The 15,631-nt window shown below is 72.6% G+C and carries 15 protein-coding genes; 5 read left to right on the forward strand and 10 right to left on the reverse strand.

The genetic code is table 11. From position 1 onward, the window contains the following. Positions 1–81 precede the first annotated feature (81 nt). From ilvD to ACSSS0_RS03645, 4 genes are all read right to left on the reverse strand, one after another. The gene (gene ilvD / locus ACSSS0_RS03630) at positions 82–1,782 is read right to left on the reverse strand and encodes a dihydroxy-acid dehydratase (protein WP_435985270.1); all 1,701 of its coding nucleotides are present in this window, start codon (positions 1,780–1,782) and stop codon (positions 82–84) included. 82 nt (positions 1,783–1,864) lie between these two features. Further along, entirely contained in the window at positions 1,865–2,398 is a 534-nt protein-coding gene (locus ACSSS0_RS03635; protein ID WP_435985269.1) for a SixA phosphatase family protein, read from the reverse strand. Positions 2,399–2,444: 46 nt separating this feature from the next. Then, complete coding sequence (locus ACSSS0_RS03640) at positions 2,445–4,508, reverse strand: YhgE/Pip domain-containing protein (RefSeq protein ID WP_487230095.1); 2,064 nt, start codon at positions 4,506–4,508, stop codon at positions 2,445–2,447. Next, positions 4,505–5,383 (reverse strand): hypothetical protein, encoded by an 879-nt coding sequence (locus tag ACSSS0_RS03645; RefSeq protein ID WP_487230096.1) that lies wholly within the window; start codon positions 5,381–5,383, stop codon positions 4,505–4,507. The genes ACSSS0_RS03640 and ACSSS0_RS03645 overlap by 4 nt, the downstream gene beginning before the upstream one ends. Before the next feature lie 57 nt (positions 5,384–5,440). Here ACSSS0_RS03645 and ACSSS0_RS03650 point away from each other — a divergent pair, with 57 nt between their 5' ends. Beyond that, on the forward strand, positions 5,441–6,061 hold the full coding sequence (locus tag ACSSS0_RS03650; RefSeq protein ID WP_435985266.1) for a TetR/AcrR family transcriptional regulator: 621 nt from the start codon (positions 5,441–5,443) through the stop codon (positions 6,059–6,061). A gap of 12 nt (positions 6,062–6,073) precedes the next feature. Here ACSSS0_RS03650 and ACSSS0_RS03655 read toward each other — a convergent pair whose 3' ends face one another. Genes ACSSS0_RS03655 through ACSSS0_RS03665 form a run of 3 tightly spaced genes read right to left on the reverse strand, consistent with a single transcriptional unit; the run spans position 6,074 to position 8,442 of the window. After that, on the reverse strand, positions 6,074–6,370 hold the full coding sequence (locus ACSSS0_RS03655; protein ID WP_487230097.1) for a MoaD/ThiS family protein: 297 nt from the start codon (positions 6,368–6,370) through the stop codon (positions 6,074–6,076). An 18-nt stretch (positions 6,371–6,388) separates the two neighbouring features. Continuing rightward, a complete protein-coding gene (locus ACSSS0_RS03660; RefSeq protein ID WP_487230098.1) occupies positions 6,389–7,471 on the reverse strand; it encodes a WD40/YVTN/BNR-like repeat-containing protein in 1,083 nt (360 codons plus the stop codon). Positions 7,472–7,485: 14 nt separating this feature from the next. Further along, entirely contained in the window at positions 7,486–8,442 is a 957-nt protein-coding gene (locus ACSSS0_RS03665; RefSeq protein ID WP_487230099.1) for a 2-hydroxyacid dehydrogenase, read from the reverse strand. A 71-nt stretch (positions 8,443–8,513) separates the two neighbouring features. Here ACSSS0_RS03665 and ACSSS0_RS03670 point away from each other — a divergent pair, with 71 nt between their 5' ends. The 3 genes from ACSSS0_RS03670 to ACSSS0_RS03680 all read left to right on the forward strand — a co-directional run bounded on the left by ACSSS0_RS03670 (position 8,514) and on the right by ACSSS0_RS03680 (position 11,218). Then, a complete protein-coding gene (locus ACSSS0_RS03670; RefSeq protein WP_487230100.1) occupies positions 8,514–9,176 on the forward strand; it encodes an MOSC domain-containing protein in 663 nt (220 codons plus the stop codon). A gap of 39 nt (positions 9,177–9,215) precedes the next feature. Then, positions 9,216–10,394 (forward strand): PQQ-dependent sugar dehydrogenase, encoded by a 1,179-nt coding sequence (locus ACSSS0_RS03675; protein ID WP_487230101.1) that lies wholly within the window; start codon positions 9,216–9,218, stop codon positions 10,392–10,394. A gap of 140 nt (positions 10,395–10,534) precedes the next feature. Further along, entirely contained in the window at positions 10,535–11,218 is a 684-nt protein-coding gene (locus tag ACSSS0_RS03680) for a DUF937 domain-containing protein (RefSeq protein WP_487230102.1), read from the forward strand. Positions 11,219–11,346: 128 nt separating this feature from the next. On the opposite strand, the gene gatB is transcribed toward ACSSS0_RS03680, so the two are convergent. The 3 genes from gatB to gatC all read right to left on the reverse strand — a co-directional run bounded on the left by gatB (position 11,347) and on the right by gatC (position 14,838). Then, complete coding sequence (gatB, locus tag ACSSS0_RS03685) at positions 11,347–12,894, reverse strand: Asp-tRNA(Asn)/Glu-tRNA(Gln) amidotransferase subunit GatB (protein WP_487230103.1); 1,548 nt, start codon at positions 12,892–12,894, stop codon at positions 11,347–11,349. A gap of 1 nt (position 12,895) precedes the next feature. After that, positions 12,896–14,425: an Asp-tRNA(Asn)/Glu-tRNA(Gln) amidotransferase subunit GatA gene (gene gatA / locus ACSSS0_RS03690; RefSeq protein WP_435987827.1), complete on the reverse strand. Its 1,530-nt coding sequence runs from the start codon at positions 14,423–14,425 to the stop codon at positions 12,896–12,898. A gap of 116 nt (positions 14,426–14,541) precedes the next feature. Beyond that, positions 14,542–14,838 (reverse strand): Asp-tRNA(Asn)/Glu-tRNA(Gln) amidotransferase subunit GatC, encoded by a 297-nt coding sequence (gatC, locus tag ACSSS0_RS03695; RefSeq protein ID WP_256792555.1) that lies wholly within the window; start codon positions 14,836–14,838, stop codon positions 14,542–14,544. Between the two features lie 170 nt (positions 14,839–15,008). Between gatC and ACSSS0_RS03700 the strand changes: the two genes are divergently transcribed. Then, positions 15,009–15,557: a hypothetical protein gene (locus tag ACSSS0_RS03700; RefSeq protein WP_487230104.1), complete on the forward strand. Its 549-nt coding sequence runs from the start codon at positions 15,009–15,011 to the stop codon at positions 15,555–15,557. The last annotated feature ends 74 nt before the right edge of the window (positions 15,558–15,631 follow it).

The raw sequence follows: 15,631 nt of genomic DNA on the forward strand, positions 1-15,631 counted from the left end.
CGTGCGACACCCCGAGAAGGGGCGGACGCACCGGGATCGGATCCCGGTGCGTCGCGACCTGCTCGGCGTGTTGTGCGGGCGTCAGCCGCAGACGGCGCCGCGGCTCGCGCTGCCCACGAGCTTGCGGTACTTCGCCAGGACGCCGCGCTGGTACTTGGGCTCGGGGTGCGTGACGCCGGCGGCACGCCGACGCTCCATCTCGTCGTCGTCGACGAGCACGTCGAGCGTGCCGTTCGCGACGTCGAGGCGGATGGTGTCGCCGTCGTGGACGAAGGCGATCGGGCCGTCGTCGACGGCCTCGGGGGCGACGTGGCCGACGCAGAGGCCGGTCGTGCCGCCGGAGAAGCGACCGTCGGTGAGGAGCAGGACGTCCTTGCCGAGGCCCGCGCCCTTGATGGCGCCGGTGACGGCGAGCATCTCGCGCATGCCGGGGCCACCCTTGGGTCCCTCGTAGCGGATGACGACGACGTCGTTCTTCTGCAGCGCGCCCTGCTCGACGGCGTCCATCGCAGCGCGCTCGCCGTCGAAGACCCGCGCGGTGCCTTCGAAGACGGACTCGTCGAAGCCGGCCGACTTCACGACGGCCCCCTCCGGCGCGAGCGAGCCGGTGAGGATCGTCAGGCCACCCGTCTTGTGGATCGGGGTCGCCATCTCGCGGATGACGCGGCCGTCGATGTGCGGCGGGTTGATGTCATCGAGGTTCTCGGCCATCGTCTTGCCCGTCACCGTGAGGCAGTCGCCGTCGAGCAGGCCCGCCTCGAGGAGCGTCTTCATGACGACGGGGATGCCACCGATGTGGTCGATGTCCTTCATGACGAAGCTGCCGAAGGGCTTGACGTCGGCCAGGTGCGGGACCTTGGCGCCGATGCGGCGGAAGTCCTCGATCGTGAGGTCGACCTCGGCCTCGTTGGCGATGGCGAGCAGGTGGAGCACGGCGTTCGTCGAGCCACCGAAGGCCATGACGACGGCGATGGCGTTCTCGAAGGCGGGCTTGGTCATGATGTCGCGGGCGGTGATCCCCTTGCGGAGCAGCTCGACGACGGCCTCGCCCGACTTGCGCGCGTACATGTCGCGGCGTCGGTCGGTCGCGGGCGGTGCGGCCGAACCGGGGATCGACATGCCGATGGCCTCGGCGACGGCGGCCATCGTGTTCGCGGTGTAGAAGCCGCCGCAGGCACCCTCGCCCGGACAGATGGCGCGTTCGATGGCGTCGACGTCCTCGAGCGACATCTTCCCGGCGGCGCACGCCCCGACCGCCTCGAAGGCGTCGATGATCGTGACCTCCTTCTCGGTGCCGTCGGAGAGCTTGGCGATGCCGGGCAGGATCGTTCCGGCGTAGAGGAAGACGGACGCGAGGTCGAGGCGCGCCGCGGCCATGAGCATGCCCGGGAGCGACTTGTCGCAGCCCGCGAGCAGCACCGACCCGTCGAGGCGCTCGGCGTTCATGACGGTCTCGACGGAGTCGGCGATGATCTCGCGGGAGACGAGGCTGAAGTGCATCCCCTCGTGACCCATCGAGATGCCGTCGGAGACCGAGATCGTGCCGAACTCGAGCGGGTAGCCGCCGCCGGCGTGCACGCCGTCCTTGACCGCCTTGGCGAGCCGGTCGAGCGACAGGTTGCACGGCGTGATCTCGTTCCACGAGCTCGCGACGCCGATCTGCGGCTTGACCCAGTCGTCGTCGCCGAGGCCTACGGCCCGGAGCATCCCCCGCGCGGCGGTCTTCTCGAGACCGTCGGTGACGTCGCGGCTGCGGGGCTTGATGTCAGGCGTCTGCGTCATGCGAGCAGCATAGAACCGTGTCCGCTGGGTGGACACCGCATCTCACAGCCTGAGCCCGACCCGGACCGGGTGCCCGCGGGGGTCAGTCGTCGTGCCCGCGGCTGACGTGGAAGCGCGTCAGCTCGCACGTGCCGAGGTCGAGGTCGGCCCAGTCCCCCGCGTAGCGCAGGACCGCGAGCCCGCTCGTGACGAAGCCCTCCCCGAGGGCCTCGTGCGCCTCGCGCGAGCCCTCGCCGTCGGTGAGCAGGCTCGTCAGCTGCGCCATGGTGGGGTTGTGCCCGACGACGAGCACGGTCGCGGTGTCACCACCGTCCTCGCGCACCGTCTCGAGCGTCTGCTCCGAGCCGCCGAGGTAGACGCTGCGTCGGAACTCGACGAACTCCGTGTGCGCCCCACCGCGGCACGCCTCCTCCCAGGTCTGCCGCGTGCGTTGCGCGGTCGAGCAGATGACGAGGTCGGGCACGAGCCCCTCGGCATGGAGCCACTTCCCCGCAGCCTTGGCGTCCCGTCGACCACGTGCGGCGAGCTCGCGGTCGTGGTCGACCTTGCCCGGCCCCTCCTCGGCCTTGGCGTGACGCATGAGGATGAGGGTCTTCTCTCTCGAGGCGCTGCTCATGACTCCGAGCATGCTCCGGACCGGCCGCGTTGTCAGCCCGGACCGGTCAGAGACTCAGCTCGGGCTTGATCCGCGACGGGGTCCACATCCGCGAGCGTCGGGCCGCGACCGTCGACACCGCGAGGGCACCGACGAGGTATGCCGCGAGCACCGCCACGCTGGCCGGCACCGGACCGAGGTCGGCGCCGTACATGAGCCGGCGGAGCCCGTCGATCGCGTACGTCATCGGTACGACGTGGTGGATGGCCTGGAGCGGTCCGGGCAGCGTCTGCCACGGGAACGTGCCACCCGCGCTGACGAGCTGGACGACCATGAGGACGAGGCCGAGGAACTTCCCGACGGCGCCGAGACGTGCGGCGAGGGCGTGCAGGATCGCGACGAACGTCATGGACACGAACACGAGGAAGAGGAAGGCGAGCACCGGGTGCGCGATCCGGATGTCGACGCCCCGCCCGACGACGAGCACGAGCGCCGCGGCCTGGAGGACACCGACGAGCGCCGGCGCGAGCCAGCCGCCGACGGCCGTGCGGAGCGACCGCTGGCTCGTCGCGAGCGCGCGGGTCGACAGGGGTCGGACGAAGAGGAAGAGGACGTAGGCCCCGATCCACAGGGCCAGGCTCATGAAGAACGGCGCGAGCCCTGCCCCGTAGGAGCCGGCCGACGAGAGCGAGTCGGACGAGACCCCGACGGGGTTGCCGATGGTCTGGGCCATCGCCTTGCGCTGCGCGTCGGAGGGGTCCGGCACGGCGTCGCGGCCCTTGACGAGGCCGGCGTGCAGGTCCGTGGCGCCCTTGACGAGGGAGTCGAGCCCCGAGGCGAGGGAGGTCGCGCCCGACGAGAGCGTCTCGGCCCCGGTGGCGGCCTTCGTCGCGCCGGACGCGAGCGCGGCCGAACCCGTCTTCAGCTGGTCGAGCCCGGTGGCGAGCGAGCTCGCGCCGTCGCGGACCTGCTCGGCTCCCGAGTGCGCCTGCGCGATGCCGCTCGTCAGGGCCGGCGTGGCCGAGGCGAGCGTGCGGGCGCCGGTCGCGACCTGGTCGGCGCCCTTGGACAGGCGGGTGAGGCTGCCGGAGGCCGACTGGATCGTGGCGTCGGCCGAGTCGACGTAGCCGTCGACGACGTCGAGCCTGGACTCGACGACGGCGAGCTGCGCGTCGGTGAGCCCCTGGGCGCGCAGGGCCGACAGGAAACTCGACCGGTCAGCGGCGATCCGACTCTTGAGCTGGGTCGACGCGGTCGCCGCCTTGGTGCCGTACGAGGCGATGGTCCGGTTGCCCGCCGCCACCTGCTCGGCGCCGTCGGCGAGGCGAGCGGTCTGCGCCGGCAGGTTGGCGGTGCGGGACTGCAGGGTGGCGAGCCCGGAGGCGAGCTGGCCGGCGCCCGCCTCGAGACTGTCGGCACCCGAGGCCGCCTGGCCGATGCCGGTGTCGAGGCGCCTGGCCCCCGAGGCGAGGTCGTCCAGCCCGGTCGCGAGGGTTCGCGCGCCGCTCGCGAGCTTCTTCGCGCCGTCGTCGGCCTTGACCGCCCCGGCACGCAGCTGCTCGGAGCCGTCGGCGGCCTTGACGAGCTGGTCGTGGACCTCGCTGAAGCCCAGGAGCAGCTTGCTGGCGGCGGTCCGGCTCACCTGGCTCGCGACCGACGCCGTCACCTGCTTGATGACCTGGTTGCCGATGGTCGAGGTCATGTAGTTGTTGGCGTCGTTCGTCTCGAGCACGATCGTGGCCTGGCGCGGTGTGAACTCGGCGGTCGAGGCGAGGTCGGCCGAGAAGGTCCGCGGCAGGATGACGGCGAAGGCATAGGACCCGTCGTCGACGCCGCGCATCGCCTCGTCGTGCGAGACCCGGTGCCAGTCGAAGGACCCGGAGTCGACGAGCTGGTCGGCCACCTGTCCCCCGACCTGGAGCTTCTCGCCCGTGCTCAGGGTGGTCCCGGCGTCGTCGCTCACGACAGCCGCCGGCACCTGGGGGAAGCCGCCGTAGGGGTCGTGGTTGGCGTAGAGGTAGAGGCCGCCGTAGAGGGTGGGGATGAGGACGAGGGCGGCCAGGGCGAGCCGGGCCAGGCGCGAGCTGGTGAGACGGCGCAGCTCGGCGACCGCGAGGCGGACGGGGTTCATGCCGAGGGCTCCTTCGGGGTGGTGGCTGTGGTGTCCTGCGGCTCCGGACCGGGCTCCGGCTCGCTCGAGGGTTCGGTCGAGGGCTCGGTCGACGGCTCGGACTCGGTCGCGGGCTCTGGCTCTGTTCCGGGTGCGGGTTCGGGTTCGAGCTCAGGTGCAGGGTCGGGCTGCGACTCCGTCGCGAGCTCCAGCTCCGGCTCCTGCTCCGGCTCTGGTGCGGGCTCTGGGTCGGCCGAGGCCTCGACGGGAAACAGCGTCGACGCCAGGGCTGCCGTCGTCAGGACGATGACGGCGAAGCCCTCCCGGGCCAGCCGGTGGCAGGTCTCCAGCCAGACCGCGTGGTCGCCGCCGTGCCGTTCGGCACCAGCGAGGACGAGGACGCGCACCTGTGGGTGAAGGGCACCGAGCTCGAGCAGCAGGCTCGTGCGCACGCCCGCGGGCAGCTGCTCCCAGGGCACCCCGGCCCGGTCGGCGACGTCGTGCTGGGCCAGGAAGGCGGCGACGGCCGAACGGGAGGCGGGGCGCTCGGCGAGGGCGAGCTCCTCCTGCACGACGGCCCGCACGGCCAGCGAGTCCTCGGGTGCCGTGACGTCGGCGACGTCGACGAGGCGCGTGCGCAGCTGCAGCTCGGCTCGCTCCGAGACCCCGCCGATGCTGACCCGGCCGCGCAGCAGGGCGACCCGCCCCCCGATGGCGAGGGCGAGGGCGACCTGCGGGATGCCCGGGTCGGTCGGCACGAGCGTCACGACGGCCTCGGGGGCCGTGAAGCTCACGTGCTCCACGAAGGGTTCGTGCGTGCCGGCGACGCTGACGTCGTCGACGACGACGGTGCGTCGGTCGGAGGCCGTCGGGCGTCCGGTGCTGGAAGTGGTCACCCGACGAGTATGCTCCGATACGAGGTTGTATTCAATTCGAGGTTGTATCCTTTGCGTATGCCGTCCGCCACCGCCCCGTCCACCACCCCTCGCATCACGGCCCGACGTCAGGCCACGCGTGACCGCGTGCTGGAGGCCGCGAGCGAGGTCTTCGCCGAACGCGGCTTCCACGGAGCCACCGTCGAGGACATCTGCGAGCGCGCCGGCTTCACCCGAGGCGCGTTCTACTCCAACTTCAGCTCCAAGGACGACCTCGTCGTCGAGCTCTCCCGACGCCACTCGGAGGCGCTCGTCGACCGGATCCGTCGCGCGAGCAAGCGCGAGCACGCGAGCGCCGACGAGGTGCTCCGCGACGTCTTCGCGGCGCTGGCCGACGACAGCCGCGAGCGCTGGCTCGTGCTGACGACGGAGTTCACCCTCCACGCCATCCGCGACGCCGCCGCGCGACGCGCGTGGGCCGCCCAGCAGCGCCGGGTCCGCGACGAGCTCGTCTCCGTCGTCGACGAGGCGGTGTCGCGCCAGGGGCTGACGCTCCCGATCCCCACCGACCTCTTCGTCCGCGCCGCCATCTCGCTCGCGCAGGGGTCGATGACCCAGCGCCTCGTGGAACCGCGCTCGCTCACCGTCGGCGAGCTCGAGCGCACCGTCCTGCCCATCCTCCTCGGCGTCGACGCCTGAGGCTCCGCGCGATCAGCCGCCGGAGACGGCGTTGATGATGTGGACCCGGGCGCCGGCCGGGACCGGCGCACCGATGCCCTCGCCGCGCGTCGCGTCCTCGCCGTTGACGAACACCTTGACGTGCCTGCGGATCTGGCCGCGCTCGTCGCGCACTTTCCCCTCGAGGATGCGGTGACCCGAGAACGCCCGGTCGAGCAGCTCGGCCACGGTCTGCGACTCGGCCGGTGACTCGACCTCGATCTCGGCGACACCGCCCACGAGGTCGCGGAGCATGCCCGGGAGGATGACGCGGACGGGGGCGGACGGCATACGGAATCCCTTTGCGTGTCAGGCGATCTGGGCGGCGCGCACGACGAGCACGTCGGGCAGCTGGGTCGCGATGCGCTGGAAGGTCTCACCCTCGTCGGCAGATGCGAAGACGTCGCCGTTGCGGGTGCCGAGGTAGACGCCGACGGGGTCGGCCGTGTCGAGTCCGGCGGCGTCGCGCAGCACGCACGTGTAGCTGTGGTCGGGCAGGCCGCTCGCCTGCTGGCGCCACGTCGAGCCGGCGTCGTCCGAGCGCTGCACCTGCAGCTGGGCGTCCGGCGGGATGCGCTCGCCCGCATCGGCCACCGGCACGACCCAGACGACGCCGGGACGGCGCGGGTGGGCGAGGACCGTGAAGCCGAAGTCGGTGGGCAGCCCCTCCGCGATGGAGTCCCACGTCGCACCGTTGTCGTGCGAGCGGTAGACGCCGTTGTGGTTCTGCGCGAAGAGCTCGCCCTCGCCCTGTCCGCGGGCCACCTTGTGCACGCACTGGCCGTACTCCGGGTACTCGTTGTCGGGCATGAAGCCGGCCCGGATGCCGGGGTTGCTCGGCGCCCACGTCTCCCCGCCGTCGCCCGAGCGGTAGACGCCGCCCGCGCTCATCGCGACGAGGACCGACTCCGGGTGTCCGGGCTCGGGGACGATCGTGTGCACGGCCCCGCCGCCGAAGCCGGGCTCCCAGCTCGGACGGTGCGGGTGGTCCCAGAGGCCGCGGACGAGCTCGTAGTGCTCGCCGCGGTCGGTGCTCTTGAAGAGGGCGTGCGGCTCGACCCCCGCCCAGACGACGTCGGTGTCGTTGGGGTCGGGCGTCAGCTGCCAGACGCGCTCGAGGGCGGTGTCGGTGTCTGCCGGGAAGGCCAGGGCCCGCTCGGCGCTCTCGGTCCACGTGCGACCACCGTCCGTGGACGCCTGGACGGTGGGCCCCCAGTGCCACGACTTGACGCCCGCCAGCACCGTGGACCGGCCCTCGCGGGTGTCGACGGCGACGGAGGCGACCTCGCTCATGAGGAAGTGCGGGCCCTCGAGGGTCCAGTCCTGCCGGTCGGTGCTGCGGGCGATCCAGAGCCCCTTGCGCGTGCCGATGGCGACGATGGTCTCGGTCATGTTGACAGTGTCCACTATGACTGTGGGGCAGACAAGGGTCCGGCGACGGCGTTGTCGACCGGCTCGCCCGCGAGCAGCGCCTCGACCTGTCGACGCACGAGCGCGACGGCCCGGGGACGCATCGCGTCGGTCGCTCCCCCGACGTGCGGCGTGACGAGGACCCCCGGGGCCGTCCACAGCGGGTGGTCCTGCGGCAGCGGCTCGGGGTCCGTCACGTCGAGCGCGGCCCGTAGCCGGCCGGAGGCGCACTCGGCCACGAGCGCGTCGGTGTCGACGACGGGCCCCCGGGCCACGTTGACGAGGAGCGCGCCGTCCGGCATACGACCGAGCATCGACGCGTCGAAGAGGCCTCGCGTGGCGTCCGTCAGCGGGACGATGACGACGACGACCTCGTGGTCGGGCAGGAGGTCGGGCAGCTCGTCGATGCCGTGCACGCGCGGGACGAGCTCGTCGCCGGCGCGCGCTCGGGACGCCACCGCCGTCAGCGTCACCTCGAAGGGGGCGAAGCGCCGCGCGATCGCCCGGCCGATCCGGCCGTAGCCGACGACGAGCACCCGCCGGTCCGCGAGCGACGAGCGCAGGCGCAGCGGCTCCCAGCGCCCCTGCTGCTGCGACCCGACGAACTCAGGGATGTCGCGGATCGACGACAGCGTCAGGGTCAGCGCCAGCTCTGCCGTCGAGGCGTCGTGCACCCCCGCGGCGTTGCAGAGGGTCACGCCGTCGGGGAGCTGACCGACGAACTGCTCGTAGCCGGCGCTCTGCAGCTGGACGACGTCGAGGGCGTCGAGCCCGCGGGTGACGTCGGCGAGGTCGAGGCTCGTCATGTAGGGCATGACGGCGTAGCGGATCTCGGGGCCGCGCGGGTGTGGTCGCTCCATGTCCCAGACGACCGCGTCGACGCCGTCGAGGTCGGCGAGCGCCTCGGCGAACTCGGGGTCGGGGACGGACACGACGAGAGGAAGGTCAGCCATGACGTCCACGCTAGCCACCTCGGACGGAGGGACCGGCGGCCGTCCGGCACGCCGACGCTAGGCTCGCGCGGGTGACGAACCATCCCCACGTCCTCACCCTCGGCACGGGCCGATGCACCGCCCCCGAGGGCGGCGGCCGACCCACCGCGATCGACAAGCGGCCCGTCGAGTCGTTCGAGGTGCGCGACCCCGGCCCCAAGCGCGGCGGGCTCGGCAGCGGCGTCGTCGGGGACGAGATCGGCAACCCGAAGCACCACGGCGGCGCGCTGCAGGCCGTCTACGCCTACCCTCGCGAGGACCAGGAGTTCTGGGAGCAGCAGATCGGGCGCCCCATCCCCTCAGGGGGATTCGGCGAGAACATCACGACCCTCGGCGTCGACACGACGCACGCGCTCGTCGGCGAGCTGTGGCGCATCGGGGACGTCGTGCTGCGGGTCGAGGTGCCGCGCATCCCGTGCAGCACCTTCGCCGCGCACATGGGTGAGCGGCGATGGGTGCGGCGGTTCACGGAGGCCGGGCGCACCGGCGCCTACCTCTCCGTCGTGACGCCCGGCACCGTGCACACCGGTGCGGCCATCGACGTGGAGCGACCCGCCCACGACGTCGACCTGCTCCTGCTCTTCCGGGCCTTCACCGGCGACCTCGCCGCCGCGCGACGGGTCGTCGACGCCGACGTCGTCCACCCCGAGGTCCGCGACGGGCTCGTCGAGACCCTCGAGCGACGCGGCGGCTGAGCACCGCCGTCCCGGGCGCCACGTGGGACACAATGAGGTATGCCGCACACCTCCCGACCGATCGGCCGCGCCCTCGTGGGTAGTGTCCTCGTCGCCCTGGTCACGGCCGCGTGCTCGACGGCCGAGCCCTCCGCCCCCACGACGGGTGCCGGGACGACGACGTCGACGAGCCCGGGCACGGACGCGACGCCGGAGAGCACCTCGACGTCGGCGGTCCCCACGACCACGACGCGCCCACCGGCCGCGCAGCCGGCGGGACCGGTGACCCTGCTCGGCGGGATCGACATCGCCTGGTCGGTGGCCGTCCTGCCCGACGGGAGCGCCCTCGTCAGCGAGCGCAACACCGGCCGGATCCACCACGTGCCCAAGCCCGGGTCCGGCGCAAAGGCGACGGTCGCCGGCAGGCTGCCGATCACGCGCACCGAAGGAGAGGGCGGCCTGCTCGGGCTCGCCGTGCCCGAGGACTTCGACGCCGACCCCGTCTTCTACGCGTACTACTCGACCGAGAGCGACAACCGCATCGCTGCCGTCCCGTGGCGCGACGGGACGATCGGCGAGCCGGTCGTCATCTTCTCGGGCATCCCCCGCGGTCGGAACCACAACGGCGGCCGCATCGCCTTCGGGCCCGACGGCTTCCTCTACGTCGGCACGGGCGAGGCCGGTGACACCTCCCTGTCGCAGAACCTCGACTCGCTCGGCGGCAAGATCCTGCGCATCACGCCGGACGGCGACCCGGCCCCCGGCAACCCGTTCGGCGGGTCGCCGATCTGGTCCTACGGCCACCGCAACGTCCAGGGCCTCGCCTGGGACAGCCGGAAGCGCCTGTGGGCCAGTGAGTTTGGGCAGAACACCTTCGACGAGCTCAACCTCATCGAGCCCGGCAAGAACTACGGGTGGCCCGAGGTCGAGGGCCGGGCCGGCGACCCCGACTACGTCGACCCGGTCGCCGAGTGGCCGACCTCCGACATGTCACCGAGCGGCATCGCGGTGGGTCCCGACGGTGCCGTCTACATGGCTGCGCTGCGCGGGCAGTCGGTGTGGCGTGTGCCGGTCAACGCCGATGGCTCCGCCGGCACGCCGACCCGCCACCTCCAGGGCACCTACGGCCGCATCCGCGACATCCGCTTCGTTGGCAACCGGGCGTGGATCACGACGAGCAACAACGACGGCGCCGACCGGCTCATCTCGCTGCCGCTGTCCGCGGTCGGGGCCGCCTGAGCCTCGCCCCTCCGACCGGTGGCCCGCGGACCCGCGACGCGCGGACCCGCGACGCGCGGGCCTGCCACCGGAAGCCGGACGTGGCTAGCCTGACGGTCAGGGGTCGGCACCGGCGCCACCCACGAGCAGGAGGGGCACCCATGGGTTCGTACGACGAGATACTCGACCAGGTACCGATCGACGAGCTGGCTGGCCAGCTCGGGGTCGGGAGCGACGAGGTCCGCCAGGCTGCCGAGAACGCGCTGCCCGCCCTCCTCGGCGGGCTCCAGGCCAACGCCTCCGACCCGGCCGGCGCCGACTCCCTGCTGACGGCGCTGTCCGACCACCAGGGCACGATCAACGGCCTCGGCGACGTCGACGAGCAGGACGGGCGCGCCATCGTCGGCAACATCTTCGGCGGCAGCACGGACCAGGTCGTGAACCAGCTCGGCGGCCTGGGAGGCTCGACCGGCGGTCTCGTGCAGAAGCTCCTGCCGATCCTCGCCCCGATCGTCATGTCGTGGCTCGCCAACAAGATGGGCCAGGGCGGTCTCGGCGGGATGCTCGGGGGCGGCTCGGACTCCACGGGCGCCACCGGAACCTCCGGCCCCGGGTCGACCGACGGCGGCCCCCTCTTCCCCGGCGGGGTCGGTGCCGACAGCGGGCCCGTGCAGGCGCCGGGCAGCTCGACGTCTACGGGCGCGGCCTCCGGCGGCTCGAACCCGCTCCAGGACATCCTCGGCCAGGTGCTCGGCGGCGGCTCCGGCTCGTCAGGAGGCAGCGGCGGCGCCAGTGACATCCTCGGCGGACTGCTCGGCGGTCTCCTCGGCGGCGGCAGGCGCTGACCGCACTGACCGCACTCCCGCTGCCTCGCCGCAGCGCACCGTCGAAAGGCCACATTCCGGGGACTTCCCGAGGTCACGGACCCCTGGGACCGACCGGAATGTGGCCTTTCGACGGTTGGAGCGGGGCTTTACACGAGCTTGGCGAGGATGAGCTCGCGGGCCTTGCCGGCGTCGGCCTGGCCCTTCATCTCCTTCATGACCTGGCCGATGAGGGCTCCTGCAGCCGCGACCTTGCCGTCGCGGATCTTGGCCGCGACGTCGGGGTTGGCCGCGATGACCTTGTCGACGGCCGCCTCGAGCGCACCGTCGTCCTGGACGAGCTCGAGCCCACGGGCGTCGGCCACGGCCGTCGGCGTGCCCTCGCCGGCGAGCACGCCGTCGAGCACCTGGCGCGCCATCGAGTCGTTGAGGCGGCCCGCGGCGACGAGCCCGTCGAGCTCGGCGATGTGCGCGGGCGTCAGGCCCAGCCCGGCGGCATACGTGACGATGTCCTGGCCCTCGGCGTTGGCGCGCCGTGACGGCTCACCCAGCCACCACTTCTTCGCCGCGGCCGCGCTGGCGCCGGCGGCCACGGTCTCCTCGATGAGCTCGACCGCGCCGGCGTTGACGACGTCGCGCATCTCGAGATCGCTGTAGCCCCAGTCGGACTGGAGCCGCTTGCGGCGCTGTCCGGGAGGCTCGGGCAGCGTGCCGCGCAGCGCCTCGACGGTCTCGCGCGTCGGAGCGACGGGCACGAGGTCGGGCTCGGGGAAGTAGCGGTAGTCCTCGGCGTCGGACTTGACGCGACCCGACGTCGTGATGCCGGTGTCCTCGTGCCAGTGGCGGGTCTCCTGGAGGATCGAGCCACCGCCGTCGAGGATCGCCGCGTGGCGCGAGATCTCGTAGCGCACGGCCCGCTCGACGGAGCGGAGCGAGTTGACGTTCTTCGTCTCGGTGCGGGTGCCGAGCGGCACGGCGAGCTGCGCCTCGTCGAGCGGGTCACCGACGCGCGGGCGCAGCGACACGTTGGCGTCGCAGCGCATCGAGCCCTGCTCCATCTTGACGTCGCTGACGTCGAGGGCGCGCAGCAGGTCGCGCAGCGCCGAGACGTATGCCTTGGCGACCTCGGGAGCGCGCTCCCCCGCCCCGACCATGGGCTTGGTGACGATCTCGATGAGCGGGATGCCGGCCCGGTTGTAGTCGACGAGCGAGTGGTCGGCGCCGTGGATGCGACCGGTCGCGCCGCCGATGTGCAGCGACTTGCCGGTGTCCTCCTCCATGTGCGCGCGCTCGATCTCGACGCGGTAGGTGCTGCCGTCCTCGAGCTCGACGTCGAGGTGGCCCTCGAAGGCGATCGGCTCGTCGTACTGCGACGTCTGGAAGTTCTTCGGCATGTCCGGGTAGAAGTAGTTCTTCCGGGCGAAGCGGCACCACTCGGCGATCTCGCAGTTGAGCGCGAGGCCGATGCGGATGGCCGACTCGACGGCCTTCTCGTTGACGACGGGCAGCGCCCCCGGGAGACCGAGGCACACCGGGCAGACCTGCGAGTTGGGCTCGGCGCCGAACTCCGTCGGGCAGCCGCAGAACATCTTCGTGGCCGTGTGCAGCTCGACGTGGACCTCGAGGCCCATGACCGGGTCGAACTTCGTCATGGCCTCGTCGTAATCCATGACGGCGTCGGTCGCAACGGTGGTCATGTCAGGCTCCCTTCGCAGCAGCGGCGCCGCCCAGCTCGGGCGCGCGGTCGAGGATCGGACCGCCCCAGCGGTCGACGAGCGCGGCCTCGAGGGCGGCGCCCACGGAGTAGAGGCGCTCGTCCTTGGTGGCCGGCGCGAGGATCTGGATGCCCGCGGGCAGGCCGTCCTCGTCGGCGAGACCCGACGGGATCGACATGCCGGGGACGCCCGCGAGGTTGGCCGGGATGGTGGCGATGTCGTTGAGGTACATGGCCATCGGGTCCTCGAGCTTGTCGCCGAGCTTGAACGCCGTCGTCGGCGCCGTCGGGCTGACGAGCACGTCGACCGTGGCGTACGCGTTGTCGAAGTCCTGCGCGATGAGCGCGCGGACCTTCTGGGCCGAGCCGTAGTACGCGTCGTAGTAGCCGGAGCTGAGGGCGTACGTGCCGAGGATGATGCGGCGCTTGACCTCAGGCCCGAAGCCGGCGTCACGCGTCGCGGCCATGACCTGCTCGGCGCTCGGGGCGTCGACGCCCTCCGGCAGCACCCGCATGCCGTAGCGCATGGCGTCGAACTTGGCGAGGTTGCTCGACGCCTCGCTCGGGAGGATGAGGTAGTAGGCCGCGAGGGCGTACTCGAAGTTCGGGCAACTCACCTCGACGACCTCGGCCCCGAGCTCCTCGAGCAGGGCGACGGACTCGTCGAAGCGGGCGCGCACGCCGGGCTGGTAGCCCTCGCCGCCGAGCTCCTTGACGACGCCGATGCGCATGCCCTTGACGCTGGCGGCGCGGGCCGCCTCGACGACCGGCGGGACCGGCGCGTCGATCGAGGTCGAGTCCATCGGGTCGTGACCACCCATGACGGCGTGGAGCAGGGCGGTGTCGAGCACCGTTCGACCACAGGGGCCGGCCTGGTCGAGCGAGCTCGCGAGGGCGATGAGGCCGTAGCGCGAGACGCCGCCGTAGGTCGGCTTGGTGCCGACGGTCGCCGTCACGGCCGCGGGCTGACGGATCGAGCCGCCGGTGTCGGTGCCGGTCGCGAGCGGCGCCTGGAACGAGGCGAGTACCGAGCTCGAGCCGCCGCCCGAGCCGCCGGGGATCCGCTCGAGGTCCCAGGGGTTGTGCGACGGGCCGTAGGCCGAGTGCTCGGTCGAGGAGCCCATGGCGAACTCGTCCATGTTCGTCTTGCCGAGGATCGGCAGGCCGGCCTCGCGCAGCTTCGTGACGACCGTCGCGTCGTAGGGCGGCACCCAGCCCTCGAGGATCCTGCTGCCCGCCGTCGTCGGCACGCCCTTGGTCGTCATGACGTCCTTGACGGCGATCGGCACGCCGGCGAGTGCACCGAGGCTCTCGCCGCCACGACGTCGGTCGTCGACGGCCCGGGCCGCCGCGAGGGCGCCCTCGGTGTCGACGTGGAGGTAGGAGTGCACCTGGCCGTCGACGGCCGCGATCCGGTCGAGGTGCGCCTGGGTCACCTCGACGGAGCTGATGGCCCCGCTCGCGAGCGCGTCGGCCAGGCCGGCGGCGGTGGCCCTCGTCAGGTCAGTTGGCAGGTCGGTCACGTCAGTGCCTTCGGTTCGTAGCTGCGACAGGAGGTTTCGTGGTGCCCGTCACGGGCGGGCGTATGCCGGGTGCCCGGCAGGGCGGCATACGCGGGCTTCGGGGTCGCTCAGTCCTCGTCGAGGATGCGCGGCACCGAGAAGCGCTGCTGCTCTGCCTCGGGCGCGCCGGCGAGCACGGCCTCGGCGCCGAGGCTCGGACGCACCACGTCGGGTCGGGTCACGTTGGTCAGCGGCATCGGGTGCGACATCGGGGCGACGCCGTCGGTCGGTGCCTGCTGGACCTTGGCCACGGACTCGAGGATGACTCCGAGCTCACCGACCATGCGGTCGAGCTCGGCGTCCGAGAGCTCGATCCGGGCGAGGCCGGCCAGGTGGGCTACGTCGTCGCGGGACAGGGATGACATGCGGGCCAGTCTATGGGGCAGCCCCTCGGGCCCGGACCACGCGTCCCGGAGCCCGGGGCCGTCACCGCGCGTGCTGCGTTCCGCGAAGTCGTGGGGTGGCGGGCGTGTCCTGCCGCCGGGGTCGCTCGTTGACCACATCGGATCCACGAACCACCCAAGGAGAGCCCTCGATGACGAGCCCGGCCAGCCCGACCACCACGACGCCCGAGACGACCGACGCCGCCTCGACTGCCGCGACGAGCCCCGCGACGAGCCCCGCCACGAGGCCCGCCACGAGGCCCGAGCCCACGGACGCTGCCCCGACCCCCGAGGCGCCCGCCGACCGGGCGGCGGCCAAGGCGGAGTCGCCCGTCCCGGCACGTCGCTCCCCCGACGTGCGGGCCGGAGCCCGCACGGCCGTGACGCTCACCGGCGCCGGGATCAAGCGGCTGCGCACCCTGCTCGGCGAGATCGTCTGGTTCGCCTGCCTCCTCGCGGCCACGGCGCTCCTGCTCGGAGCCGTCCTCGTCGTGCTGGACGCCAACACGCGCAACGCCCTCGTGGCAGCCGTCCTGCGCGCCGCCGACTGGGCCGACCTCGGCGTCTTCAGCCGCACCGCGGGCATCAAGCAGTTCACCGGCGACGGCGCCACGGTCAAGAACGCCATCACCAACTGGGGACTCGGCGCCGTGGCGTGGCTCGTCGTGGGGCGCGTCGCCCGCCGGATCCTCACACCCTGACGGCCGCCGACCCGACCGTCGACCGCGCCGGTCTGCGGCCGGGGTGCGCTACGCTCCGTTTGCTAACACTGTTC

This window comes from Terrabacter sp. R4-6, from assembly GCF_057529065.1.

Coding starts and splice junctions, on each gene's coding strand:
- ilvD (WP_435985270.1), bottom strand. CDS start 1,782: ATGACGCAGACGCCTGACATCAAGCCCCGCAGCCGCGACGTCACCGAC.
- ACSSS0_RS03635 (WP_435985269.1), bottom strand. CDS start 2,398: ATGAGCAGCGCCTCGAGAGAGAAGACCCTCATCCTCATGCGTCACGCC.
- ACSSS0_RS03640 (WP_487230095.1), bottom strand. CDS start 4,508: ATGAACCCCGTCCGCCTCGCGGTCGCCGAGCTGCGCCGTCTCACCAGC.
- ACSSS0_RS03650 (WP_435985266.1), top strand. CDS start 5,441: ATGCCGTCCGCCACCGCCCCGTCCACCACCCCTCGCATCACGGCCCGA.
- ACSSS0_RS03655 (WP_487230097.1), bottom strand. CDS start 6,370: ATGCCGTCCGCCCCCGTCCGCGTCATCCTCCCGGGCATGCTCCGCGAC.
- ACSSS0_RS03660 (WP_487230098.1), bottom strand. CDS start 7,471: ATGACCGAGACCATCGTCGCCATCGGCACGCGCAAGGGGCTCTGGATC.
- ACSSS0_RS03665 (WP_487230099.1), bottom strand. CDS start 8,442: ATGGCTGACCTTCCTCTCGTCGTGTCCGTCCCCGACCCCGAGTTCGCC.
- ACSSS0_RS03675 (WP_487230101.1), top strand. CDS start 9,216: ATGCCGCACACCTCCCGACCGATCGGCCGCGCCCTCGTGGGTAGTGTC.
- ACSSS0_RS03680 (WP_487230102.1), top strand. CDS start 10,535: ATGGGTTCGTACGACGAGATACTCGACCAGGTACCGATCGACGAGCTG.
- gatB (WP_487230103.1), bottom strand. CDS start 12,894: ATGACCACCGTTGCGACCGACGCCGTCATGGATTACGACGAGGCCATG.
- gatC (WP_256792555.1), bottom strand. CDS start 14,838: ATGTCATCCCTGTCCCGCGACGACGTAGCCCACCTGGCCGGCCTCGCC.
- ACSSS0_RS03700 (WP_487230104.1), top strand. CDS start 15,009: ATGACGAGCCCGGCCAGCCCGACCACCACGACGCCCGAGACGACCGAC.